Raw genomic sequence first — 23933 nt, 5'->3', positions numbered from 1 at the left:
ACTATGCACAATCTTCACAAAAAAATCACTTTCTTTTCGTTACTTTGTACAATAACAAGGCGATCTTCACAAGCACCGCATGATTGAACGTCCGCACGTCCAATCCCGTTTCCTGTTTGAATTTATCCAGCCGATAAAGCAGCGTATTCCGATGAATATAGAGCTTCTTGGCCGTCTCGCTGACATTGCAATCGAGCTGAAAAAAATGCTCAAGCGTCGTCATCGTCTCCGGATCGAAAGCGACATCAAGCCGCTTGAGCACCCGCTCCAGAAAATTGGCCTTCTCCGTTTCGGGAAGCATATGGACGAGCTTCTCCAACTGCAGCTCCCAAGGCATATGCATATTACTGCCGATATGATAGGTCCGACCGAGCATGATCGTCTCGCGCAGCTGAAGCACGGTGGCATATAACGATTTGGCCGGAAGGATCGGGTAATGAACGGCAAGATGGCATTCACCCACCCATTCATTCTCCAGCATTTCGTGAAGACCGTAACCAAGTGCGGCGAGCTGATCTTCCAGCGTTTCGTCGGACGCATCGGCTTTATCGTCCCCGCCGTCCATCGTCAATATTTTTTCCGGACCGAGAATAAGCCATTCTTTATCCGTGAGGGGAATCAGTGTAAGCGGCGCATCGAAGAAAGACTCTAACAGCTTCTTCAGCTCTGTATAATGCGCGCGCCGCGACGTAATCTGATCGACATACAGCAGCAGCGGAATTTTCGTTGCGTACAGCGATAATTGCGACACCAGCGTATCCGGCAGCTCCGCTTGCGTATAGCCGAGTTCCTGCTGGCCTTTGAACCATTCACGGATCAATGCCGCTTTCCGTTCCTCTTCACCGCTTGGCGAAGCCGATTTTTTATCCTGCTGTTTCCGGTTTTCGAGCAGCAATCCAAGGAGCATCCGTTCCTTGGGCGTTACCGACCCGGCGGGTACTTGCAGAAGCAGCGCGTCTTGCCCTTCTTTGTGCACCAAAAAATAAACTTGGCCGTTCTTGTCCACCCCGGAGACGGCGCCGCCGTTTTCCTCGACCTGCTTGGACCATTCTTCCACTGAACATTTGACGCTGCTGACAGGTATACCGAGCGCACTTTCGACTTGCTGACGTACGAGTTCCCAATCCATTCCTTGGCTCCCTCTCCTTATTTGCAACCGGTACCGACGAACCGCGTCACGTTGCAAACGTTTTCTCTATTTCGGCGCCACTCCCGGCGACATCCTCTTATTGTAGCATAAACAAAAAAGAAGCAAAGGCTCCATTCCCGATTTCATTTCCTTATGATCGGATGGGCGGCCGTATAAACATCCCTTATTTCCCGGAAACAGGATACTTTTTATGATATTGGGGAAAAATTGAACTGCTTTCATCACTTTTAACTTCATGCAGGGGGTGAAATCAGAAGATGCCCATGCTGCGTTATGGCCAGACGACCGTAAGCTTCCAGATCCCTTCGGGCCATACGCTTCGCACCGTCACCTATAGGCTTCCCAGAAATCCGGGATCTCAACTGGAATCCAGAGCCCGAATTCGCCGCGCGCTCGATGCACCGATCGGCAGCTCTCCGCTGCGCAGGCTTGCCCGCTGCAAGACGGAGGCGGTTATTTTAATTCCCGACGGAACGCGCCTATGCCCTAGTCCCTTGCTGCTTGAGCCGCTGTTAGAGGAATTGAACGAGGCGGGGATCCCCGATGATCGCATCGATGTGGTCGTCGCTCTAGGCTATCATCGGCGGCATACGCAAGAGGAGCTGCGCGAGCTTGTTTCCCATCCCGTTTATACGCGGGTTCGGGTACATAATCATTCCTGCTTGTCCGAAGATTGCGTTTATATCGGGACGACGACGCTGGGAACGCCCGTTGAAATTAACCGCCTTGTCGCGGCTTCACCGCTGCGCATCGTCATCGGGAATATCGAGCCGCACTCGCTCGTCGGCATATCCGGAGGCGTCAAATCGTTAGTTCCCGGCGTTGCCTCCAAGCGCTGCATTGAGCACAACCACGCGCTCTCGCTTACGCACAAAGCCATCGTCGGGAGCTCGGACAACCCCGTCCATCGCGATTTAGAGGAAGCGCAGCGGTTGGTGCCGGTCCACTTCATGCTGAATGTGATCGTCGACCACGACCGTCATGTCTTGGACGCCGTTGCCGGCGATATCGTGAAAGCCCATCAAGTGGGCATGAGGCTTGCTGCCGAGCGGTTTCTAGTGCCGGCTTCGCCCGTTTATGATATTGTGATCGCCTCGCCGGGCGGGTATCCGAAGGACCTGCATATGTATCAAGCGGTCAAAACGCTGCGTAACGCCGCAGCCTTCACGAAACCGGGCGGGACCATCATTCTCGTGGCGGAATGTTCCGAAATGCTCGGTAACGGGCAATTTCAAGCCTGGCTCGATACGATGCATAACCGTTCACACACGGTAGCCCAGCTTAGGGCGCATTTCGTATTGGGGGCGCACAAAATTTTACATATAGACGAAATTCTTGCTCACCATCGCGTATATCTGTTGTCCGCTATGCCGCGACCTGTCACGCAGCTGCTCGGATTTACTCCCGTCGAATCACTGGACTCGCTGCTCGAAGAGCTTCTGTCCCCGCAACGACCTACGGCAGCGGCCTGTCTGCCTTATGGCGCGTTGACCTTTCCTAAACCGGCTTCACCGAGCCTATAAAACGAAGCCATGGAGGCGATGATCATGGATTGGATAAGCTGGTCGCTCGACCGTGTCATTTATTTGTTTGTCGGCGTTGCCTTCTTCGTCCTTTGGATTCAAGTGGCGCTGTCGCATTACCGGCAAAATTTCCATCACAAATCGATGTGGACCCCCGTCTTAGCGGCGCCTATCTTCAGTCTGACGGCCGTGTGGCTCGTCTTCGACCGCAGCCACCTGCTGCTTCTGGGCTTTGCGGGACTGATGTGGCTGGGCGTCATGATCGGAGCCGCCGGTTTCTATTATCATTTTCACGGCGTCGGCGTCCGTGTCGGCGGCTATTCGATGCGCAACTTTCTGGCTGGGCCTCCGGTCGTTTTGCCGCTTCTCTTTAGCGCGTTAAGCGTACTGGGCTTGCTTGCTTATTACTGGAGGTGAGAGAGGAATGTCTATTAAACGTTTGACCCGCTATCCCTCTTATGACGTTATGAGTCAGCGGCACGAATGGGATGAGCACACACGGCGCATCGTCCTTGACCGCCTGCAGACAGGCGGCGGCTATACCTTCCTGACGGCTGTTGAAGCTGAAAACTTGCGGGCTTGGTGCTGCCTGTTATTGGATGACGAGCGGCCGGAGATCATACAGTTCGTACTCGATCATATTGACACCAAGATGAATTCCGGTCAGGAAAGCCAGCGTAAACCTGGCGAACCGCCGGCTCCGGCGCTCGTGCGCAATGGCTTGCAAGCGCTCGACTCGGCTTGTCAGAGACTACATACGAAACGATTTTTTCATATGGATCAGGAGCAAAAGAAGCAGATTATGCATGCAATCAGTCAAGGAGACGGCTCTCCCCCCGATATTTGGAGGTCTATCCCGCAGCAAGCTTGGTTTCAAAAGCTGTTGACGCTTGCGATTGACGGCTATTACTCGCATCCGGAGGTTTGGTCGGAAATCGGATACGGAGGGCCCGCCTATCCCCGCGGTTATGTACGCATGAATCCGGATGTGCCCGACCCTTGGGAGCCGATAAAGGAAGGTAAGCCCTCATGAACAGGCGATATGGAGATGAAACCGTCGACGTCTTGATTGTAGGCGCTGGCGCCGCCGGAGGCGTCTTGGCCAAAGAGCTGAGCGAAGCCGGTATGAAAGTAGTCGTGCTGGAGTCGGGGCCCTATCGTGACCCTCAGCATGATTTCGCGAGTGACGAGCTGGCGATGCAGCGGTTGGGCTGGCAGGATACGCGCGTTGTTGACGGATCCGATCCGCTGGAAATGGGTCACAATAACTCCGGCTGGGGGGTTGGCGGCGGTACGACGCATTTTACCGGGGTGTTTCTGCGGTTTCACGAGTCGGACTTTCAGACGCGTACGCTCGATGGCGTCGGGGAGGATTGGCCGATCCGGTATGCCGATCTGGAGCCCTACTATGAGAAGATCGAGCGGGACATTGCCGTATCCGGCCCGAAATATTTCCCTTGGGGGCCGTTCCGTGGACCGTATCCGTATCCGGAACGTGATCCGATCAGCCCGAATGCGCAAGTGTTTGCCCGCGGCTGCGAGAAGCTGGGCATCGGCTGGACGGTCACGCCGCTCGCGATTTTATCCGCACCGTTTGAAGACAGGCCGCCCTGCATCAACCGCGGGTTTTGCAATCAAGGCTGTATGCCGAACGCCAAATTCAGCACGCTGATTGTCCACATCCCCAAAGCGGAGAAAGCGGGAGCAGAAGTGCTTGCGGATTGTACCGTGACCCAGGTGAATATGAATGCGACCGGTAGGGTGACCGGTGTTACGTTCGTACATCATGGCGATACCTATGAGCAAAAGGCCCGCATCGTCGTATTAGCTACCTATGTCGTCGAAACCCCGCGGCTGTTGCTCAATTCCGCCAACGGCCAGTATCCCGAAGGCCTCGCCAACCGCAGCGGTTGGGTGGGCAAAGCGTTCATGACGCACAGCAGTCATGATGTATACGCCCGTTTCGACGACGAAGTGCGGCTCTATAAAGGCACGCCCGTGCTCGCATCGACGCAGGACTTTTATAGCACGTCGCCGGACCGCGACTTCGCTCGAGGCTATACCTTGCATGCGCACGGCGCCAGACCGCTCGGCTTCGCTCAAGGCATCGCCAAATCCGGGGGTGCCGGAGGACCGGTCTGGGGCAATCGGCTGCGCGAGGCGATGCTTGATTATAATTACTACGGACGCGTTACGTTGGTCGGGGAAGTGCTTCCAGACGAAGCCAACCGCATCACCTTATGCGAAGAGAAGGATGTTCACGGCCAGCCGCGAGCTAAAGTGACATTCGGTTATGGAGAGAATGACCGGCGATTAATTCGACACGCTATCGGTACAATGAGCGCTATCCTTGAAGCCTCCGGCGGACGTGTCGAATTCATTGTTCCCGATACCGCCCATCTGATGGGCGGTTGCAGAATGGGAGACAACCCGGAGACGTCGGTCGTGAACAGTTACGGACAATGTCACGACATCCCCAATCTGTTTCTTTGCGGTGCCAACTCCTTCGTCACTTCAGGCGGCGGTAATCCGACGAACACCGTCATGGCGCTCGCGCTTCGGACGGCGGATTATATCAAGCAGAGCGGTACGAGGCTCGAACTGCAATGAGAACCACACGGTTCGTCCTTGTGAACGGGGGGCGATCCGTGTGAGTAGAGAAAAGGAATGTTGCCAAAACAAAGAAGAGATCTTCTCATGGAAGATCTCTTCTTTGTAACAAGATGAGCCATGTAGGACTCGAACCTACGACACCCTGATTAAAAGTCAGGTGCTCTACCAACTGAGCTAATGGCTCTTACATGAATGGTGGAGGCTGATGGATTCGAACCACCGAACTCGTCAGAGAACAGATTTACAGTCTGCTGCGTTTGGCCACTTCGCTAAGCCTCCAAGACGGCTAAAAAAAGCCTATGGTGGCTCGGGACGGAATCGAACCGCCGACACGAGGATTTTCAGTCCTCTGCTCTACCGACTGAGCTACCGAGCCATATGTAGGGTTATGAAGTTATTCATGGCGGAGCCGACGGGATTCGAACCCGCGGTCTCCTGCGTGACAGGCAGGCATGTTAGGCCTCTACACCACGGCTCCACAATGAAAGAGAACTGGTGCCGCCGAGAGGACTTGAACCCCCAACCTACTGATTACAAGTCAGTTGCTCTACCAATTGAGCTACAGCGGCGTATGTATGGTGGAGGCTGACGGGATCGAACCGCCGACCCTCTGCTTGTAAGGCAGATGCTCTCCCAGCTGAGCTAAGCCTCCATAGTATGTACAAGTACACACAAGTCGAATCATACCATAAAATGTCTAAATCATTCAACTTGTTTTGGTAGCGGCGGAGGGGATCGAACCCCCGACCTTACGGGTATGAACCGTACGCTCTAGCCAGCTGAGCTACGCCGCCATATCAATCAATGAGTCTGCGAAGTTTCGCTTACGAAGCTTATGCTCCGATGAACCTTCAGTTCCCATCCCTCAATCCATGAGGGTGAAGCAACGGAGAGAGAGGGATTCGAACCCTCGCACCACTTGCGCAGTCTAACCCCTTAGCAGAGGGTCCCCTTGAGCCACTTGGGTATCTCTCCAAGATGAGCTATACGACAGCTTGTACACCGTCATAAGCACAGAGCTTGCGCCCTGAAAACTGGATACGAAACTTAGCATGCTGAATGCTTTGACTTCACTAAAGTGAAAGTCTTTTTGGATAAGCCCTCGACCGATTAGTATTCGTCAGCTCCACACGTTGCCGCGCTTCCACCCCGAACCTATCAACCTCGTCGTCTACAAGGGGTCTTACTAATTGGGAAATCTCATCTTGAGGGGGGCTTCACGCTTAGATGCTTTCAGCGCTTATCCCGTCCGTACTTGGCTATCCAGCCGTGCTCCTGGCGGAACAACTGGTACACCAGCGGTACGTCCATCCCGGTCCTCTCGTACTAAGGACAGCTCCTCTCAAATTTCCTGCGCCCACGACAGATAGGGACCGAACTGTCTCACGACGTTCTGAACCCAGCTCGCGTACCGCTTTAATGGGCGAACAGCCCAACCCTTGGGACCTACTTCAGCCCCAGGATGCGATGAGCCGACATCGAGGTGCCAAACCTCCCCGTCGATGTGGACTCTTGGGGGAGATAAGCCTGTTATCCCCAGGGTAGCTTTTATCCGTTGAGCGATGGCCCTTCCATGCGGTACCACCGGATCACTAAGCCCGACTTTCGTCCCTGCTCGACCTGTTTGTCTCGCAGTCAAGCTCCCTTATGCCTTTGCACTCTTCGAATGATTTCCAACCATTCTGAGGGAACCTTGGGGCGCCTCCGTTACTCTTTAGGAGGCGACCGCCCCAGTCAAACTGCCCACCTGACACTGTCCCCGTACCGGTTCACGGTACCAGGTTAGAACTCCGATACGATCAGGGTGGTATCCCAACGGCGCCTCCACCCACGCTGGCGCGCAAGCTTCCCAGGCTCCCACCTATCCTGTACAGATCGTACCAAAGTCCAATATCAAGCTGCAGTAAAGCTCCATGGGGTCTTTCCGTCTTGTCGCGGGTAACCTGCATCTTCACAGGTATTAAAATTTCACCGGATCTCTCGTCGAGACAGCGCCCAAGTCGTTACGCCATTCGTGCGGGTCAGAATTTACCTGACAAGGAATTTCGCTACCTTAGGACCGTTATAGTTACGGCCGCCGTTTACTGGGGCTTCGGTTCACAGCTTCGGGTTGCCCCTAACCGCTCCCCTTAACCTTCCAGCACCGGGCAGGCGTCAGCCCGTATACTTCGCCTTGCGGCTTCGCACAGACCTGTGTTTTTGCTAAACAGTCGCTTGGGCCTTTTCACTGCGGCCCCCTCGGGCTATTCACCCTACCGAGGCACCCCTTCTCCCGAAGTTACGGGGTCATTTTGCCGAGTTCCTTAACGAGAGTTCTTCCGAGCGCCTTAGCATGCTCTGCTCGCCTACCTGTGTCGGTTTGCGGTACGGGCACCTTCTCCCTGGCTAGAGGCTTTTCTTGGCAGCCTGAACTCATGACCTTCGGTACTAAAATTTCCCTCCCCATCACAGCCCAGCCTTACGGTGTGCGGATTTGCCTACACACCAGCCTCACTGCTTGGACGAGCATCCATCAGCTCGCGTCACTATCCTTCTGCGTCACCCCATTGCTCATAACGGTTCACGGTGGTACAGGAATTTCAACCTGTTGTCCTTCGACTACGCCTTTCGGCCTCGCCTTAGGTCCCGACTTACCCTGAGCGGACGAACCTTCCTCAGGAACCCTTAGGCTTACGGCGGATCAGATTCTCACTGATCTTTTCGTTACTCATACCGGCATTCTCACTTGTATGCAGTCCACCAGTCCTCACGATCCAGCTTCTACCCGCATACAACGCTCCCCTACCCCAGCGCAATTGCTTGCGCTCGTCATAGCTTCGGTGGTGTGTTTAGCCCCGTTACATTTTCGGCGCAGAGTCACTCGACCAGTGAGCTATTACGCACTCTTTCAATGGTGGCTGCTTCTAAGCCAACATCCTGGTTGTCTGTGCAACTCCACATCCTTTCCCACTTAACACACACTTGGGGACCTTAGCTGATGATCTGGGCTGTTTCCCTCTTGACAATGGATCTTAGCACTCACTGTCTGACTCCCGGGATAACGTCTGTGGCATTCAGAGTTTGACTGGACTTGGTAACCCTTGGCGGGCCCCGCACCCAATCAGTGCTTTACCTCCACGACGCATCTCCCGAGGCTAGCCCTAAAGCTATTTCGGGGAGAACCAGCTATCTCCGAGTTCGATTGGAATTTCTCCGCTACCCCCACCTCATCCCCGAATTTTTCAACATTCGTGGGTTCGGGCCTCCAGTGCGTGTTACCGCACCTTCACCCTGGACAGGGGTAGATCACACGGTTTCGGGTCTACGCCTACAAACTATTTCGCCCTATTCAGACTCGCTTTCGCTGCGGCTACGGCTTCTCACCTTAACCTTGCTTGCAAACGTAACTCGCCGGTTCATTCTACAAAAGGCACGCCATCACCCGTTAACGGGCTCTGACTTCTTGTAAGCACACGGTTTCAGGTTCTTTTTCACTCCGCTCCCGCGGTTCTTTTCACCTTTCCCTCACGGTACTGCTTCACTATCGGTCACCAGGGAGTATTTAGCCTTGGCAGATGGTCCTGCCGGATTCAGACGGGGTTTCACGTGTCCCGCCCTACTCAGGATACGCCTAGGGTGTTCGCAGACTTTTGGTTACGTGGCTTTTACCCTCTATGGCCGGCCTTTCCAGACCTGTTCGCCTAACCTGCTGCACCCACGACGGCGTCCTACAACCCCAAGGAGCAAGCTCCTTGGTTTGGGCTAATCCGCTTTCGCTCGCCGCTACTGACGGAATCACTTTTGTTTTCTTTTCCTGAGGGTACTTAGATGTTTCAGTTCCCCTCGTATGCCTCCTATGCAGCTATGTATTCACTGCATGGTACGTGAGTATTACCTCACGCGGGTTCCCCCATTCGGACATCCCCGGATCAATGCCTGCTTACGGCTCCCCGAGGCGTTATCGTTGTTCGCCACGTCCTTCTTCGGCTCCTGGTGCCTAGGCATCCTCCGTGTGCTCTTTATAGCTTATCCAGCTATCACTTGTACGACCGAAGTCGTACCGGATTTTGATTCAGCATTGTTGCTTTGTTTCGTTTATCCAGTTTTCAAGGAACAAGTTCAACAAAATTTTCTTGGTGGAGCCAAGCGGGATCGAACCGCTGACCTCCTGCTTGCAAGGCAGGCGCTCTCCCAGCTGAGCTATGGCCCCAATTTGATGGAAAACTCCATCAAAACTGAACAAATGAGATCAAATGTTTAAATTTGTCCGCCACCCTGCAGGTGACATGGACTCCATAGAAAGGAGGTGATCCAGCCGCACCTTCCGATACGGCTACCTTGTTACGACTTCACCCCAATCATCTACCCCACCTTCGGCGGCTGGCTCCTTGCGGTTACCCCACCGACTTCGGGTGTTGTAAACTCTCGTGGTGTGACGGGCGGTGTGTACAAGACCCGGGAACGTATTCACCGCGGCATGCTGATCCGCGATTACTAGCAATTCCGACTTCATGCAGGCGAGTTGCAGCCTGCAATCCGAACTGAGACCGGCTTCTAAGGATTCGCTCCATCTCGCGACTTCGCCTCCCGTTGTACCGGCCATTGTAGTACGTGTGTAGCCCAGGTCATAAGGGGCATGATGATTTGACGTCATCCCCACCTTCCTCCGGTTTGTCACCGGCAGTCAACTTAGAGTGCCCAACTTAAGTGCTGGCAACTAAGTTCAAGGGTTGCGCTCGTTGCGGGACTTAACCCAACATCTCACGACACGAGCTGACGACAACCATGCACCACCTGTCTCCTCTGCCCCGAAGGGAAGGTACATCTCTGTACCGGTCAGAGGGATGTCAAGACCTGGTAAGGTTCTTCGCGTTGCTTCGAATTAAACCACATACTCCACTGCTTGTGCGGGTCCCCGTCAATTCCTTTGAGTTTCACTCTTGCGAGCGTACTCCCCAGGCGGAGTGCTTATTGTGTTTACTTCGGCACCAAGGGTATCGAAACCCCTAACACCTAGCACTCATCGTTTACGGCGTGGACTACCAGGGTATCTAATCCTGTTTGCTCCCCACGCTTTCGCGCCTCAGCGTCAGTTACAGTCCAGAAAGCCGCCTTCGCCACTGGTATTCCTCCACATCTCTACGCATTTCACCGCTACACGTGGAATTCCGCTTTCCTCTCCTGCACTCAAGTCTCCCAGTTTTCAGTGCGAACCGGGGTTGAGCCCCGGGCTTAAACACCAAACTTAAAAGACCGCCTGCGCGCGCTTTACGCCCAATAATTCCGGACAACGCTTGCCCCCTACGTATTACCGCGGCTGCTGGCACGTAGTTAGCCGGGGCTTTCTTCTCAAGTACCGTCACCCTCAGAGCAGTTACTCTCCGAGGCGTTCTTCCTTGGCAACAGAGCTTTACGATCCGAAAACCTTCATCACTCACGCGGCGTTGCTCCGTCAGGCTTGCGCCCATTGCGGAAGATTCCCTACTGCTGCCTCCCGTAGGAGTCTGGGCCGTGTCTCAGTCCCAGTGTGGCCGATCACCCTCTCAGGTCGGCTACGCATCGTCGCCTTGGTGGGCCATTACCCCACCAACTAGCTAATGCGCCGCAGGCCCATCCGTAAGCCACAGGTTGCCCCATGTTTCATGATTCCCCCATGCGGAGAAACCAGCTATCCGGTCTTAGCTACCGTTTCCGGTAGTTATCCCGATCTTACAGGCAGGTTGCCTACGTGTTACTCACCCGTCCGCCGCTCCAGGGGGTTTCCCGTAAGGGAACACCCCAAGCGCTCGACTTGCATGTATTAGGCACGCCGCCAGCGTTCGTCCTGAGCCAGGATCAAACTCTCCATTAATGTAGAAAGCTGACTTGCTCATTGTTGAAGCTAGCTGAGATATTGCTATCTCATGTATAACATTTGTCTCATTTGTTCAGTTTTCAAAGAGCTTTCATCACGGCTGCACTTTTTGTCGTGACAAGAATATATATTATCATTTTTCGACGAACTTTGCAACTGTTATTTTTTTACCGCCATCGCATTCGGCTTCGATTTCGATCTAACCCGTTTGCGGCGACAAGCAATAATGTATCACAAGTCATAGATAAATTGCAACTCCTTATTTTTATTACGTGTTTACTAATTGCCCGAACGCTTCGCTCCATCGCCAGACAGGAGTTGTTCCGTCGTCAGATATCCAAATCTCACCGCCCGATGAGAAAAGTTTCGGGGCCCCGCCTGCCCCAGGCCAATCAACAAACAAAAAAACCGAGGAACCTCTTTGTCCGCTTGCACCGATACAAAGAAGTCTCCTCGTCTCCATGTCTTCCTCATTCGCCAAGCAGACGAATGAGCTCCTGCTCATCGTCAATGATCCGAATGCCGAGCTCTTGCGCTTTCGTCAGCTTGCTGCCGGCGCTTTCGCCCGCAATGACGATGTCCGTCTTCTTCGAGACGCTGCCGGTCACCTTCGCCCCCAGCTTCTCCAGCCTCTTCGCCGCATCGTCACGGCTCATCGTCGTAAGCGTGCCCGTGAGGACGACCGTTTTGCCGAAAAACGGATTGCTCTCGTCCACGGCTGCCGGCGCTTCTTCCGCAATCGGAGTGACACCTGCCGCCAGCATCCGCTCTATGCTGCGCCGCATAGCCGGGTCCTGGAAGAAGCGAACGATGCTGTCCGCCACGATTCCGCCGATATCCGGCAGCGTCATCAATTCCTCCGCCGTCGCCTCCATCAGCTTGTCCAGGCTGCGGTAATGGTCGGCCAGCTCTTTGGTAGTCGTTTTGCCGGTGTTCGGAATGCCCAGGGCGAACAGGAAGGACGCGAGGTCCGGTGTCTTGCTTTTCTCAAGCGCGGCTAGCAGATTCTCCGCCTTCTTCGTCCCGAAGCGGTCGAGCTTGACCAAGTCATCGAACTTCAAGTCATACAAGTCGGACGGGTCGCGCACGCTTAACTCGTCATACAACTGCTCCGCCGTCTTCTCGCTGAACGTTTCGATATCCATCGCATCGCGCGAAGCGAAATGCGTAATCCGGCCCACCAGCTGCGGACGGCAATCCAGCCGGTTCGGACAGAACAAGTGTGCGCCCCGCAGCTCAAGCGTATGTCCGCACGACGGACAGACTGAAGGAGCCGTAATCTCCTGACCGTCGGCGTCCTCCGTCACCTTGCCGAGAATCTCGGGAATGACGTCGTTCGAGCGACGGATGTAGATGAGACTGCCGAGTGCGTGGGTCAAGTTTTTGCGGGCGATATCATCCATGTTGTTCAACGTGCAGTTCTGCACCGTGACCCCGGCAATATCGACCGGCTCAACGCGCGCAAGCGGCGTCACTTTGCCGGTACGGCCCACGTTCCATTGCACCCCTAGCAGCGTTGTCACCGCTTCTTCGGCCTCGAATTTATAAGCGACCGCCCAGCGCGGGAACTTATCGGTATAGCCGAGCACTTCGCGCGTACGCATGTCATTGATTTTGACCACCAAGCCGTCAATTAGAAAATCAAACGTGTTCCGCATGGAAGCGATCCGCTGCAGTTCTTCCTCAACCGCTTCAATACTATCCAAAAACTCGACGAGCGGGCTGACCCTGAACTGATTCGCGCGCAAAAACTCGACCATCTCCCGATGATCCCGGAATTGAACGTTGTCCGAATACCCGACGTTATAAAAATAGGCGTTTAAACGGCGCTCCGCCGTTACTTTCGGATTCAGGTTGCGCAGCGCTCCGGCCGCCGCGTTCCGGGCGTTCTTGAGCGGTTCCGCGGCCGTCTCGTTATATTTCTCAAGCACCGACAGGTTCATTATGCCTTCGCCCTGCACCTCAAGAATCCCCTCGGTATAAGGAATGCGCAGAGGCACCGACTTAATTGTCTTCACTTGAGCCAGAATGCCTTCCCCCACTTGTCCGTTGCCGCGGGTCGCCGCCTGCACGAGTTCTCCTCCGTCGTAGGTTAAATTCAACGTTAGTCCGTCGAACTTCAACTCCACCACGAACGAAAGCGGAGGAAGGGGTTCATCCGGATGCTTCGCGTTATAGTCATTGACCAGCTTCTGAGCGCGCGTATGCCACGCCATCAGGTCCTCATGGTTCTGCGCCTTGTCCAGGCTCCACAACCGCGCCAAATGCTTGTGCGGCTCAAAGCCTTTCAGAAGCTCGCCCCCGATGCGTTGCGTCGGAGAATGCGGCAGCACGACGCCCGTCTCCGCCTCAAGCTCCATCAGCTTCGCATAAAGCGCGTCCCATTCCGCATCGCTGATAGTCGGCTCGTCAAGGGTATAGTAGTGGTAGTTATGTTTGGAGATCTCTTCGATAAGGGCCTGCATGGTCTCCAAAGCATCCGGCATCGGCAAAGCCATTGGGGTTCCGTCCTCTCATGGGTTAAATTACGCTTTCTCGATCGGCGCGAACTTGGCAAGCAGCCGCTTCACGCCGACCGGGGCCGGGAATGCGATCTGCAGCTCGGTATCGTCGCCCGAGCCCTTCATGGCCACGATCGTTCCCGTGCCCCACTTGCCGTGCTTGACTTTGTCGCCCATGGCGAAGTCAAGCACCTTGGCCGGCGCCGCGGCGGCCGGCGAAGAAGCTGCCGCGGACGCGCCGCCCGCGCGGAAGCTGACGGGCGCGCCTGCGGGGCGCGCGCCAGACGTCCCTGCGGTGCCGCCGAAGCCCCCGGCGCTGCCGAAACGGCGCTCGCCGCGCTCCCACGCGGCGCCGCTGCCGCTGCGCGGGGCGAACGCGCCGCCGCCCGCGCGAGCGTTCTCCACGAGTTCCTGCGGCAGCTCGTGCAGGAACCGGGACGGCGCATTCGCCGCCGTCCGGCCGAACAGCGTGCGCATCCGCGCGCACGTCAGGTAGAGCTCTTCCTCGGCGCGGGTGATGCCGACGTAAGCGAGCCGCCGCTCTTCCTCGAGCTCCTCGTTGTCCATCAGCGCCCGGGAATGCGGAAAGACGCTTTCCTCGAGGCCGACGATGAAGACGACGGGGAACTCGAGGCCTTTGGCGCTGTGCATGGTCATCAGCACGACGCCCTGCTTGCCCGCTTCGGGATCCTCATTCATCGAATCGATATCGGCAATCAACGCAAGATCGGTCAAGAAAGAGACAAGCGACTTGTCTTCATTGCGCTTCTCGAAGTCCATGGTCACCGACAGAAACTCGTCGATGTTCTCGAGGCGGGCTTGCGACTCGATCGTGTTTTCTCGCTTCAATTCTTCCCGATACGCCGACATTTCAAGCATTTTCTCCGTTAATTCGGTAACCGACAAATAATCGACCATGCGATACAAGTTCTCGATCATCTCGCGGAATTCCGTCAGCGCGCTCCGCGTCCTGGCGCTGATGTCCAAGCTGCCCACGTTCTCCAGCATCGCGAACATGGATACGCCGTATTGGGCGGCAGCCGCCGCCAGCTTATCGAGGGTCGTATCGCCGATGCCGCGCTTAGGCACGTTGACGATCCGCGCGAAGCTGATGTCGTCGTCCGGATTGGAGACCAGACGCAAATAAGCCAAAATATCCTTGATTTCTTTACGGTCGTAGAACTTTACGCCGCCGACGATCTGATAGGGAATGTCCGATTTGATGAGAATTTCCTCGATGACCCGGGACTGGGCGTTCGTCCGGTATAAAATCGCGTGGTCCTTGAAGCGTCGGCCCTTCTCCACGTTTTTACGAATTTGACCGGTGATGTAGTATCCTTCTTCGTGCTCCGAATCGGCTTGGTACAGGCGAATCTTCTCGCCTTCGCCCTTGTCCGTCCACAAATTCTTCGGCTTGCGTCCGGCGTTGTTGGCAATGATCTTGTTCGCCGCATTCAAAATCGTCGATGTCGAACGGTAGTTCTGCTCGAGCAGAATCGTCGTCGCGTTCGGGTAATCCTTCTCGAAATCGAGAATGTTGCTGATGTCCGCGCCCCGCCAGCGGTAGATCGACTGGTCGCTGTCGCCGACGACGCAAATGCGCTTGTGCTTGTCCGCCAGCATCCGGGTCAGCATATATTGCGCGCGGTTCGTATCCTGATACTCGTCCACGTGGATATATTGGAACTTGTTTTGATAGAAATCGAGCACTTCCGGCACCTGCTTGAACAGTTCGATCGTCATCATGATCAAGTCGTCGAAGTCCAGCGAGTTGTTGAATTTCAGCTTCTTCTGATACAGCGTATACACTTTCGCCACAAGGCCGTCGAAGTAGTCGCCGATCTTCCGTTCGAACAGCTCCGGCGTGAGCAGTTCGTTCTTGGCGTTGCTGATCGCCGCCTGGATCGACTTCGGTTCGAATTTCTTCGAATCGATGTTCAACTCTTTCATACAATTCTTGATGACCGACAGCTGATCGCCAGAGTCGAGAATCGTAAAATTCGATGAAAAATCGAGCCGCGTAATGTCTCTGCGCAATATACGAACGCACATCGAGTGGAACGTCGATACCCAAATGTCCTGCCCCTGCGGGCCAACGAGCGCACTGACCCGCTCCTGCATCTCGCGAGCCGCCTTGTTCGTAAACGTAATGGCAAGAATGCTCCAGGGCGCCGCTTTGCGCGTCGCTATCAGATAAGCGATCCGATGCGTCAGCACGCGCGTCTTGCCGGAACCGGCTCCCGCCATGATCAGCAACGGCCCGTCCACCGCTTGGACCGCCCGCGCCTGCTGCGGATTGAGCTTCTCTATCGCTTTGAAAATATCTATAGGTTCGTTCATCGTTTACCTGCCCTTTCTACACGGATTCCTTGACCGCCTTCACAGTCGCCAGCGCCTGCTCCAAATCGTGGTAAACGGCGTTGCCGACTACGACGGTATGTGCGGACCGGGCCGCCTCGACCGCTTTCTCCGGACTATCCACCCCGCCGCCGTAAAACAGCCTTGCCGTGCCGAGCAGCCCGCGAACCCGCTTCACATCGTCCATATTGCCGAACATTCCGCTGTATTCCATATAAACGATCGGGCAGCGGAATAAACGATCCGCCATGCGTGCGTAAGCCTCCACGTCCTTCAAATCGAGCTCCGCCTCGGCATCGGTCACCCGCGCCGCTGTTGAATCGCCATTCAAAATAATGTAGCCTTCGGTCACGATCTGCGACCAATCCATAATGGCGCCATATTCTCGCAGCGCCTGCCGCTGACGGCCGACGATCCATTCCGGATTGCGCGCATTCAGCACGATCGGAATCAGAAACAAGTCGAACCCGGGCACAATCGCCTCCTGCTCGGATACTTCGAGCACACACGGCACCTCGTAGCGGCGAATGCGGGCAAGCAAATCGACGGTGTTGTCGAACGTGACGCCCGACGAGCCCCCGACCATAACCGCATCGGTGCCGGACAGACATATCCGCTCGAGCGCTTCATCGGACAATTCACGGTCCGGGTCCAGCTTAAACACGTGTCTCCACTGCTCCAATTGCAAATGCAAAGCAAAAGCCTCCTGTCCTTCCATCTACAAGTAGTCTATGCTACCCTGCAGGACGTGTCAATGAACCGAATAGAGAATATACGTTCGTATATTTTACCAAATTGCTCCCAAAAAAGAAAGCAGACCGGCGCGCTTCCGCGGACCGTTCTGCTTCGTGTGAATCCGTCCCGTTATGAGACGGTTTTGAACTCGGTAATTCTCAATCGATCTCCCTCGATGAGGTATTCCGACTCGTGCTGCATGACCGACTTGGCCAAATCCTGCTGCACATTCGCCCCGCTGAGCGAGACCCGGTATTTGCTCGCGTCGGGCTGTGATTTCTTCAGCTCGTATTTCCCCCACTCGCTGCGCAGCCCGAGCATGGCCTTCGTGCTGTTCGCCTGATACGTTCCCAGACGATCGTCGCGCCGGTAGAAGTAGGCGAGCATCCGGTCGGCCATCTCCCGGTTATACACCTGCATGAGTGTGGTCCGCATCTCTTCCATCGCGTATTTGTCCATTTCGCCGGTAACCGGGGAGGACAGCACTTGATGCGTCCAATCGTCGATTTGCTTGATCCAGCCGATGATTTGCTCGTCGGACTGGGTCATCACGCTTTTATCCATTGAGGGCGGCGTAATTTGGCCGATCGTTTGCAGGAGACGCTCGCGCCCTACCGTCTTCTGCATCGTTTTCATATCGGCGGCATCGCCGGCGCTTTGCGACTGGCAACCGGCAAGCAGCGCCGCGGCGAGCGCTAAGGTCAGGATCGTTCTCATGGAATGAGGCCCCTTCCGTCATGGCGTTTTTTTCGTATTATGGGTCAAAAACGAAAAAGTATACTTTCCTGCGCCATGTGGAGCCTTTTTCCTGACGCGGGGCGATGCTGGTGCGGAGCTGCCACCCCCAAAAAAGGAGGTCCCCGCGAATTTTTTGCTATCTCATTCAGGCATTCCGTAGCTCCGGATTTAAAAAAGGGGAATCCATATGCAGAAACCGAAATTGTTCCGAAGAGGATCTGCTCCTGCTGGAATCGGACCATCAGGAACGGATGGATACGATGAATTATCTATTATAGCCTGGGTCCCCCGGCTTGTGCCGGGGGATTTTTCAGCCAGAAGCTGCTCACCTTAAAATACGTATTTACTGGCGTTCGCTTGCTGCTGCGCGGATTGCGCTTTGTTCTGGACACCGTTCGAGCTTGATGACACGTTTGAGCTCGTCGCCGCGTCGGAGGAGCCGTTGAAGCCGTAACCGGTGGCGCTTTGGCCTTGGCGTCCTGTCGCCGAAGCGTTGTAGCCGGTCGAAGCGTAGCTTTGCTCCTGCTGGTTTTGGCTGCCGTATGCCTGTTGGTTCGAACCGTATTTGGCGCCGGCGCTCGCGTTCGTGTAGTCCTGCGACGCCTTGGTCGCGTAATAATCAGAGACGTCCGTGCCGGAAACGGAAGATTTCACATTGTTGTGTTCCGAGTCTTCTACCGAAGATGCGCCGTAGCCGTAACCCGTTTGAACGGACGAGCCGAAGCTCGAAGCTGCCGGCGATTGACTGTAGCCGGCCGATGACGTCTGGCTTTGGTTCTGTTGCCCGGAGACCGACGACGAGAGCATGCCGCTGTAATGCGACGAGCCTGCCGCATAGCCCGGCATCTGGGCGTACGATGGCTGCGAGGGTTGGAACGATGGCTGTTGTTGTCCGAATGGCTGCTGATAAGCGCCGCCGGCGAAAGAACCGTGCACCGCCTGCTGCACAATCGCCTGCAGCTGCTCGGCTTTCTGAATTTGCTGCGAAAGCTCCTGCTGCACTTCCAGCTGCGTGGCCATCTTGATCGAGCCGTAACCGCCCAACTGCGACAGCACGTCAAAGAGCTCCGCCTGGTCTTGCAGCGTCTTTTGCGATAGGCTTGCGAACATTTGGCGAATCGCCGGATGCGTCGCTTCAAGCGCCGCCGTCGTATACTCGCGCGCCGTACGTTTCAATTCGGATAATACGAGATTGGCGACATCCTGTTCATTCAAGTGCAGGTGAAGCGCTTGGGCTTGCCCCGCTTGCGTGTTGATCATTTGATTTTGCTGGTACATGCTTTGCCGGACCTCCTATGTATGCCTTAATGGGACATTTGTGTATGCTGCTGCAGCGTTCTTAACAATTGGTCGGTGTTTTGCAGACGATCCTGCGCGATTTGCGCCAGCTTTTGCTTGAGCTGTTGGTTTTGGCTCTCCGCTACGCCTTGTACGGCGATTTTGGCGAGCAGCTCTTCGTTTTTCAGGCAATCGGAGATGTAGGACAGCTCCTTGGAGCTTACCGAGTTGACGGATTGTTGTTGGTTATACATGGATGGGTCCTCCTTTCCTCAGTTGACCAGGATAAACGGCTTTGCCACCCTTGTGCTGCAAGGACTGGCGCGTTTTGTTACGGTTGATGCAAACAAACTATACCTTCTAAATCAACCAAGATTAGGATGTCCGGCCAGTGGGAAATTATGTATCGGGGGAATAAAAAAATCACCCCTTCCTCCGGGAACGGAACCATCGCGTCCGCTTGGAGAAAAGGATGAGGGTTCAACCACCTTAATCGTTAGGCCGTCTTCTTGATTACAAGGAGGAGAGAAGAAGCCGAACGAATGGCCACCCGCTCAATACATTTGCTCCCTTGGCCATTCCGTTCCTTGAGGAGACGCTTCGATCGAGGGCAAACCCATTTCCTCCAGAGCAATGTTCAAGTAATCGGTCTTGGCACGAATAGGGTAAAGCTCCGGCGCCATTCCCGGAAAGCGTTCCTCCAACCTCTGCAGCGTGTTCAGATCTCGCGGGTAAACCGCTGCATCCCAGCGGACGTTCGAGAGCACCCGCCAAGCAACGGTTTGAGGGATTCCGGTCGATGCCTGCACCCGCTTGGCGGCGCGTGCAGGCTCGCTGCGCATCAGCTGGTGCACCCGAACGTGAGCCTTCAAATAAGCGATAACGATAGCCTCGTTGTTGGCCGCCCATCGCTCGCCCGCCACCAGGCCGGTCAAATAGTCCTCATACATGCCTTCCTCAAAAAGTACCGTGCCCGCGCCCCAGTGCCGCAGCAGGCTCAAGTACGGCTCCCACATTGCGCTGGCGCCGACGCGTCTATCGACGATGTCTGTCAGGCTTTCGCTCATTGACCGGTGGATGACGTTAGGATGCTCTTGTTCCGCTGCGCCGATCGAGGTAAGAAGCCGATTCAGGCGCATGCCCGCGCTGGAATTGGCAACGGTCGAGATGGTCACGTTCGCAAGATCATCCGGCTTTCTTATGATGCTGTTTGACGGAACGACGACCGATATGCCTTTGCCATTCCGGGTTTTTCCGTCAAAGGCGAGCAGTACGGGTTGAAAATTCGGCAGCAGTTTCCCCAGTGAGCTGCAGATGCGTATCGGGTAATCGCCGAGCGAGGCAATTTGGATCAAGCCCGAAATAAGGCCTTCCACCAGTTCCAGGCCGTTCTCCGCATTATGCCACAAGACCTTAATAGGACGATGCGGAAATTGTTTGCGCAGCTCCTCTTCGAAGAACCCAAGCTCCTTCATAATTAGCGGGCTCCACATATGCGCCGTTCCGCTCTGATACCCGATGGAGACGGTCAGGCTCTCGGCAGGCGCGCTTTCCGGCCGGTCCGCCGCAGCCCCGCATACGGAGTGGGATTTAATCCACATCTGCAGTTCGTCGGGATCAAAGAACACTTCTTTGCCAATCTTGATGGTCGGCAGCTGCTTGCTTCGGCGCCAGCGGTCTATCGTAGCGCGGCTAATACCGAATACGCTCATCGCCTCTTGTAAAGTAATCAGCCTGAAGCCTTTATCCTTGGGAAACAACAAGAACGCCCCCTTTTCCGTGAAATCCGATTATACAAATTGGAATAATTTTATTTTAACGAATGACCCCCCTCGCATCAAGATGAGTAAAATTTCCATTTAATGGTTTTGTTGCTCATTGATCGTCTATTGCTGCTCAATGTTCATCCCCTTATTGACTCCCTCAATCGGGGGATGCTATCATTCGGGTTGTGTAATACAAAGTAAACCACTAGGAATTAATCCGATGTCAACTGGTTAACCAGAGACACTGCGCCTTTCTCCAAAGGATCGCTGTGTCTTATTTGCATTGAGGGAGGAGAATAGGTTATGCAGACAAGGGAATATACGACCGATGTGTTGATTGTCGGCGGCGGCACGGCGGGAACGATGGCCGCCATTAAGGCGAAGCAGGCGAATCCTGACGTACAGGTGCTTGTTCTCGACAAAGCCGATATCCGGCGGAGCGGAGCAATCAGTATGGGTATGGACGGGTTGAACAACGCCGTCATTCCGGGGAAAGCCACGCCCGAGGAATATACGCGGGAAATTACCGACTCGAACGACGGCATTATCGATCAACGGGCCGTTTACCGACAAGCGTCCGAATGTTACGACATCGTAAAGGAGCTCGATTCGTGGGGGGTCGATTTCGAGAAGGATGCCGAGGGCAATTATGAGGTTTACCGTGTGCACCGGAAAGGGCGTTATGTTCTGCCGATGCCGAAAGCGAGCGACTTAAAGCTGATTCTCGCCAAAAAGGTAAAGCAGATGCGCTGCAAAGTCGTCAACCGCGTCATGGCGACAAGACTGCTGACGCAGGGTAACCGCGTAGTCGGCGCACTTGGCGTAGACGTAACGACCGGCGAGCTCGTGGTCGTACACGCGAAGGCCGTCGTCCTGACGGCCGGTGCGGCGGGACGTATGGGTCTTACCGATTCGGGCTACCTGTACAGCACCTACGAGAACCCGACGAACTCCGGCGAAGGATTCGCGATGGCTTATCATGCCGGAGCTGAGCTGACCGGAATCGAGTGCTATCAGATCAATCCGACGATGAAAGATTATAACGGCCCCGCCTGTGCCTATGTGGCCGGTCCGTTTGGCGGCTATACCGCCAATGTGAATGGCGAGCGGGTAACGGGCTGCGATTATTGGAGCGGCGAGCTGATCATGAATATGTGGAAGCTGGCCAATAAAGGCGAATGGCCGTTGTTCCTCAAGCTGACGCACCTGGACGACGAGACGATCTCCAAGATTGAATCGATCCTGCACCACAACGAGCGGCCGAGCCGCGACAGCTTCCATGCCGGACGGGGCAAAGACTACAGGACGGATATGGTTGAGCTGCATTTCTCCGAAGTAGGGCTCTGCAGCGGTCACAGCGCTTCCGGCGTTCTCGTCAATCACGAAGCGGAAACGTCGATGGAAGGACTGTATGCGGCGGGAGATATGGCGTCGGTTCCCCATCAATATTTGCTCGGTGCGCTGACCTTCGGCAAAGTCGCCGGTACGAACGCTTCGAACTATGCTGCACAGACGGAACGGCTTGGCGCGGATCCGTCGCAAATCGAGGCGGAAAGAGCGCGGATCGAAAGGCTGCGCGCGAACCCGAACGGTGTTCCGCATCAACAGGTGGAGTACAAGATCCGCCGTATCGTCACCCAATATTTGATGCCGCCCAAGACCACGACGAAGATGGAAATCGCCCTGGAGAAAATCGAGCACTTCCGCCGCGTCGACCTGGAGCTGCTCGGCGCGAACGATCCGCACGAGCTCGGAAGAGCGCTTGAAATTCACAGCATCGTCGACTGCGCCGAGCTTATGGCGAAAGCGTCGTTGTTCCGCAAGGAAAGCCGCTGGGGCTTTTACCACTATTATCTCGATTATCCGGAGCGCGACGATGCCAACTGGCTGAAGCGAGTCATTGTGAAGAAAGGCGCTGACGGCGAAACGCAGCTGACCACGCGTGATCTGCCGCCGTATATATTCGAGCCCCAACGACCATCATCCGAAGAAGGAGTGAGTAAACATGAGCAATCGGTCAGCTAATTTCGTTTCGCAACGGGTGGAAGCAAGCGTCATCATCGACCGGGATAAGTGCATCGGCTGTGATATCTGCGTTCAGGTATGCCCGATGGGCATTCTCGCACTGGACAAAGACGGAAAAGCGTATATGAAATACGACGAATGCTGGTACTGCACCCCATGCCAAACCGACTGCCCGGTTGATGCGGTGCGCGTGAATATCCCCTATTTGGTCCGATAAACCCATCGGTCAAACGACATCATCTCATTAATTATGATTTCTACTAGGAAGGCGGGGAATCCCCATGTCGAATCGTATCCGAAATGTAAGCTTACTCTTGGTCCTGGTCCTAGCGTCCGTTCTGCTGCAAGCTTGCGGAGCATCCGGCAGCACGTCCGAGACCGCCTCTTCCGCCCCTGCGGGATCTTCCGCTGCACAGGCGGAAGAGGCAACTGTGACGATCGGGTATCAATCTCCTACGGCACAGACGTGGGGAGCACTCATTATAAAGAACAAAAAACTGTTTGAAAAACACTTGAAGGAGGTCGCGCCGGACAGCCGTGTGAAGGTGGAATGGTTCGACGCGCCTGCCGGTTCGGTCTTGAACAACAACATGAACGGCGGGAAAATCCAGATTTCTTTCCTCGGCGACATGCCTTCTCTGCTGAACGGGGTTCTCGGTATTACGCAGCCGAACTACCATTCCGTCTTCCTCGCATTCGACGGTAAAGGCGTTCAAGGCCGCAACCAGGCCATTCTCGTGCCCAAGGGCAGCGACATCAAGGTAATCGCTGATTTGAAGGGCAAGACCATATCGACCCCGATCGGAAGCAGTGCGCACCGTATGCTGCTCGATTCGCTCCGCAAGGAAGGCTTGGTCGATCAAGTGACGGTCGTCGATCAATCGGTAACCGTCGGGATGCAAAGCATCGAACAGAACAAAATTGCGGCTCACTCCACATGGGAACCCTACCCTACCCTCATGCAGCAAAAAGGGATCGGCACCGTGCTGCAGTTCGGCGAAGCGACGCAAATCGATTACTTGGCCGGTGTCGTCGCCAACCTGGACTGGGCAAAGGCGAACCAAGCTTATGTCATCGCCTTTCTAAGGGCGCTGAACGAGGCTCATGAGTTTGCGCGGAATAACCCGGAGGAGACGGCTAAAATTTTTGAGGAAGAAAGCAAGTTCCCGCATGAGGTGTGCGTCAAAATGGTGCAAAACATCCGTTTCGATGCGGCCGTCTACAAGAAAGACTTGAACACGCTGAATGGAAGCATCGAGTTTCTGTCAAGCATCGGAAAGCTGCAGAAGAAGCTGGATCTAAACGCTTTCGTCGACGATTCGTATTTAAGGGAAGCGATCCAATCGACCGGTGGAACGTATTTGACCGACGCTGAGCTGCAGGGAGACTGGATTCAAGGGAAGGTTTACTAAA

The 23933-nt window shown here is 55.1% G+C and carries 15 protein-coding genes, 9 tRNA genes and 2 rRNA genes; 7 read left to right on the top strand and 19 right to left on the bottom strand.

Features of this window, described 5'->3' with window-relative positions:
• Positions 1 to 25: 25 nt before the first annotated feature.
• A complete protein-coding gene (locus ACZ439_RS14510) occupies positions 26 to 1129 on the bottom strand; it encodes a PucR family transcriptional regulator (RefSeq protein ID WP_127609199.1) in 1104 nt (367 codons plus the stop codon).
• A gap of 278 nt (positions 1130 to 1407) precedes the next feature.
• Here ACZ439_RS14510 and ACZ439_RS14505 point away from each other — a divergent pair, with 278 nt between their 5' ends.
• The 4 genes from ACZ439_RS14505 to ACZ439_RS14490 are packed head-to-tail and all read left to right on the top strand — an operon-like array spanning position 1408 to position 5283.
• A complete protein-coding gene (locus tag ACZ439_RS14505; RefSeq protein WP_054797493.1) occupies positions 1408 to 2673 on the top strand; it encodes a nickel-dependent lactate racemase family protein in 1266 nt (421 codons plus the stop codon).
• Between the two features lie 24 nt (positions 2674 to 2697).
• Positions 2698 to 3090 (top strand): hypothetical protein, encoded by a 393-nt coding sequence (locus ACZ439_RS14500; RefSeq protein WP_054800216.1) that lies wholly within the window; start codon positions 2698 to 2700, stop codon positions 3088 to 3090.
• Between the two features lie 7 nt (positions 3091 to 3097).
• On the top strand, positions 3098 to 3706 hold the full coding sequence (locus ACZ439_RS14495) for a gluconate 2-dehydrogenase subunit 3 family protein (protein ID WP_244933003.1): 609 nt from the start codon (positions 3098 to 3100) through the stop codon (positions 3704 to 3706).
• Positions 3703 to 5283, top strand: coding sequence for a GMC family oxidoreductase (locus ACZ439_RS14490; RefSeq protein ID WP_127609205.1), 1581 nt, complete (start codon positions 3703 to 3705; stop codon positions 5281 to 5283). The genes ACZ439_RS14495 and ACZ439_RS14490 overlap by 4 nt, the downstream gene beginning before the upstream one ends.
• Positions 5284 to 5397: 114 nt before the next feature.
• Here the strand turns inward: ACZ439_RS14490 and ACZ439_RS14485 are convergent.
• The 18 genes from ACZ439_RS14485 to ACZ439_RS14400 all read right to left on the bottom strand — a co-directional run bounded on the left by ACZ439_RS14485 (position 5398) and on the right by ACZ439_RS14400 (position 20489).
• Positions 5398 to 5470 (bottom strand) — tRNA-Lys (locus tag ACZ439_RS14485).
• A 9-nt stretch (positions 5471 to 5479) separates the two neighbouring features.
• Positions 5480 to 5565: transfer RNA gene (locus ACZ439_RS14480), tRNA-Tyr, on the bottom strand.
• Positions 5566 to 5586: 21 nt separating this feature from the next.
• Positions 5587 to 5662, bottom strand: a tRNA-Phe gene (locus tag ACZ439_RS14475).
• Between the two features lie 25 nt (positions 5663 to 5687).
• Positions 5688 to 5764: transfer RNA gene (locus ACZ439_RS14470), tRNA-Asp, on the bottom strand.
• Between the two features lie 15 nt (positions 5765 to 5779).
• Positions 5780 to 5855 (bottom strand) — tRNA-Thr (locus ACZ439_RS14465).
• Positions 5856 to 5862: 7 nt separating this feature from the next.
• Positions 5863 to 5938 (bottom strand) — tRNA-Val (locus tag ACZ439_RS14460).
• A gap of 65 nt (positions 5939 to 6003) precedes the next feature.
• A tRNA-Met gene (locus tag ACZ439_RS14455) sits at positions 6004 to 6080 on the bottom strand.
• Between the two features lie 93 nt (positions 6081 to 6173).
• Positions 6174 to 6261, bottom strand: a tRNA-Ser gene (locus ACZ439_RS14450).
• 115 nt (positions 6262 to 6376) lie between these two features.
• A 23S ribosomal RNA gene (locus ACZ439_RS14445) occupies positions 6377 to 9297 on the bottom strand.
• A 102-nt stretch (positions 9298 to 9399) separates the two neighbouring features.
• Positions 9400 to 9475 (bottom strand) — tRNA-Ala (locus ACZ439_RS14440).
• A gap of 89 nt (positions 9476 to 9564) precedes the next feature.
• Positions 9565 to 11116, bottom strand: a 16S ribosomal RNA gene (locus ACZ439_RS14435).
• The 16S and 23S rRNA genes sit together here with 9 tRNA genes alongside, the layout of an rRNA operon.
• 473 nt (positions 11117 to 11589) lie before the next feature.
• The gene (ligA, locus tag ACZ439_RS14430) at positions 11590 to 13605 is read right to left on the bottom strand and encodes an NAD-dependent DNA ligase LigA (RefSeq protein WP_141336807.1); all 2016 of its coding nucleotides are present in this window, start codon (positions 13603 to 13605) and stop codon (positions 11590 to 11592) included.
• A 39-nt stretch (positions 13606 to 13644) separates the two neighbouring features.
• The gene (gene pcrA, locus ACZ439_RS14425) at positions 13645 to 15960 is read right to left on the bottom strand and encodes a DNA helicase PcrA (protein WP_155615768.1); all 2316 of its coding nucleotides are present in this window, start codon (positions 15958 to 15960) and stop codon (positions 13645 to 13647) included.
• Between the two features lie 16 nt (positions 15961 to 15976).
• Positions 15977 to 16672, bottom strand: a complete 696-nt coding sequence (gene pcrB / locus ACZ439_RS14420) for a heptaprenylglyceryl phosphate synthase (RefSeq protein WP_464619823.1) — start codon at positions 16670 to 16672, stop codon at positions 15977 to 15979.
• A gap of 170 nt (positions 16673 to 16842) precedes the next feature.
• Positions 16843 to 17430, bottom strand: a complete 588-nt coding sequence (locus ACZ439_RS14415) for a hypothetical protein (protein WP_054798286.1) — start codon at positions 17428 to 17430, stop codon at positions 16843 to 16845.
• 351 nt (positions 17431 to 17781) lie between these two features.
• Entirely contained in the window at positions 17782 to 18729 is a 948-nt protein-coding gene (locus ACZ439_RS14410; RefSeq protein ID WP_054798285.1) for a spore coat protein, read from the bottom strand.
• A gap of 26 nt (positions 18730 to 18755) precedes the next feature.
• A complete protein-coding gene (locus tag ACZ439_RS14405) occupies positions 18756 to 18983 on the bottom strand; it encodes a hypothetical protein (RefSeq protein WP_054800330.1) in 228 nt (75 codons plus the stop codon).
• 300 nt (positions 18984 to 19283) lie between these two features.
• Positions 19284 to 20489 (bottom strand): helix-turn-helix domain-containing protein, encoded by a 1206-nt coding sequence (locus tag ACZ439_RS14400; protein WP_244932986.1) that lies wholly within the window; start codon positions 20487 to 20489, stop codon positions 19284 to 19286.
• 309 nt (positions 20490 to 20798) lie between these two features.
• On the opposite strand from ACZ439_RS14400, the gene ACZ439_RS14395 reads away from it, so the two are divergent.
• The 3 genes from ACZ439_RS14395 (at position 20799) to ACZ439_RS14385 (ending at position 23932) form a co-directional block, all read left to right on the top strand.
• Entirely contained in the window at positions 20799 to 22520 is a 1722-nt protein-coding gene (locus ACZ439_RS14395) for a fumarate reductase/succinate dehydrogenase flavoprotein subunit (protein WP_464619822.1), read from the top strand.
• The gene (locus tag ACZ439_RS14390; RefSeq protein ID WP_054798284.1) at positions 22501 to 22737 is read left to right on the top strand and encodes a 4Fe-4S dicluster domain-containing protein; all 237 of its coding nucleotides are present in this window, start codon (positions 22501 to 22503) and stop codon (positions 22735 to 22737) included. Before ACZ439_RS14395 ends, ACZ439_RS14390 begins: the two co-directional genes overlap by 20 nt.
• Before the next feature lie 64 nt (positions 22738 to 22801).
• Complete coding sequence (locus tag ACZ439_RS14385) at positions 22802 to 23932, top strand: ABC transporter substrate-binding protein (protein ID WP_464619821.1); 1131 nt, start codon at positions 22802 to 22804, stop codon at positions 23930 to 23932.
• Position 23933: the final 1 nt, after the last annotated feature.

The sequence above is a fragment of the Paenibacillus sp. JCM 9796 genome (assembly GCF_055379675.1).
Note: the sequence above shows the minus strand (reverse complement) of the source record. Positions and strands in the feature narration are given on the sequence as shown.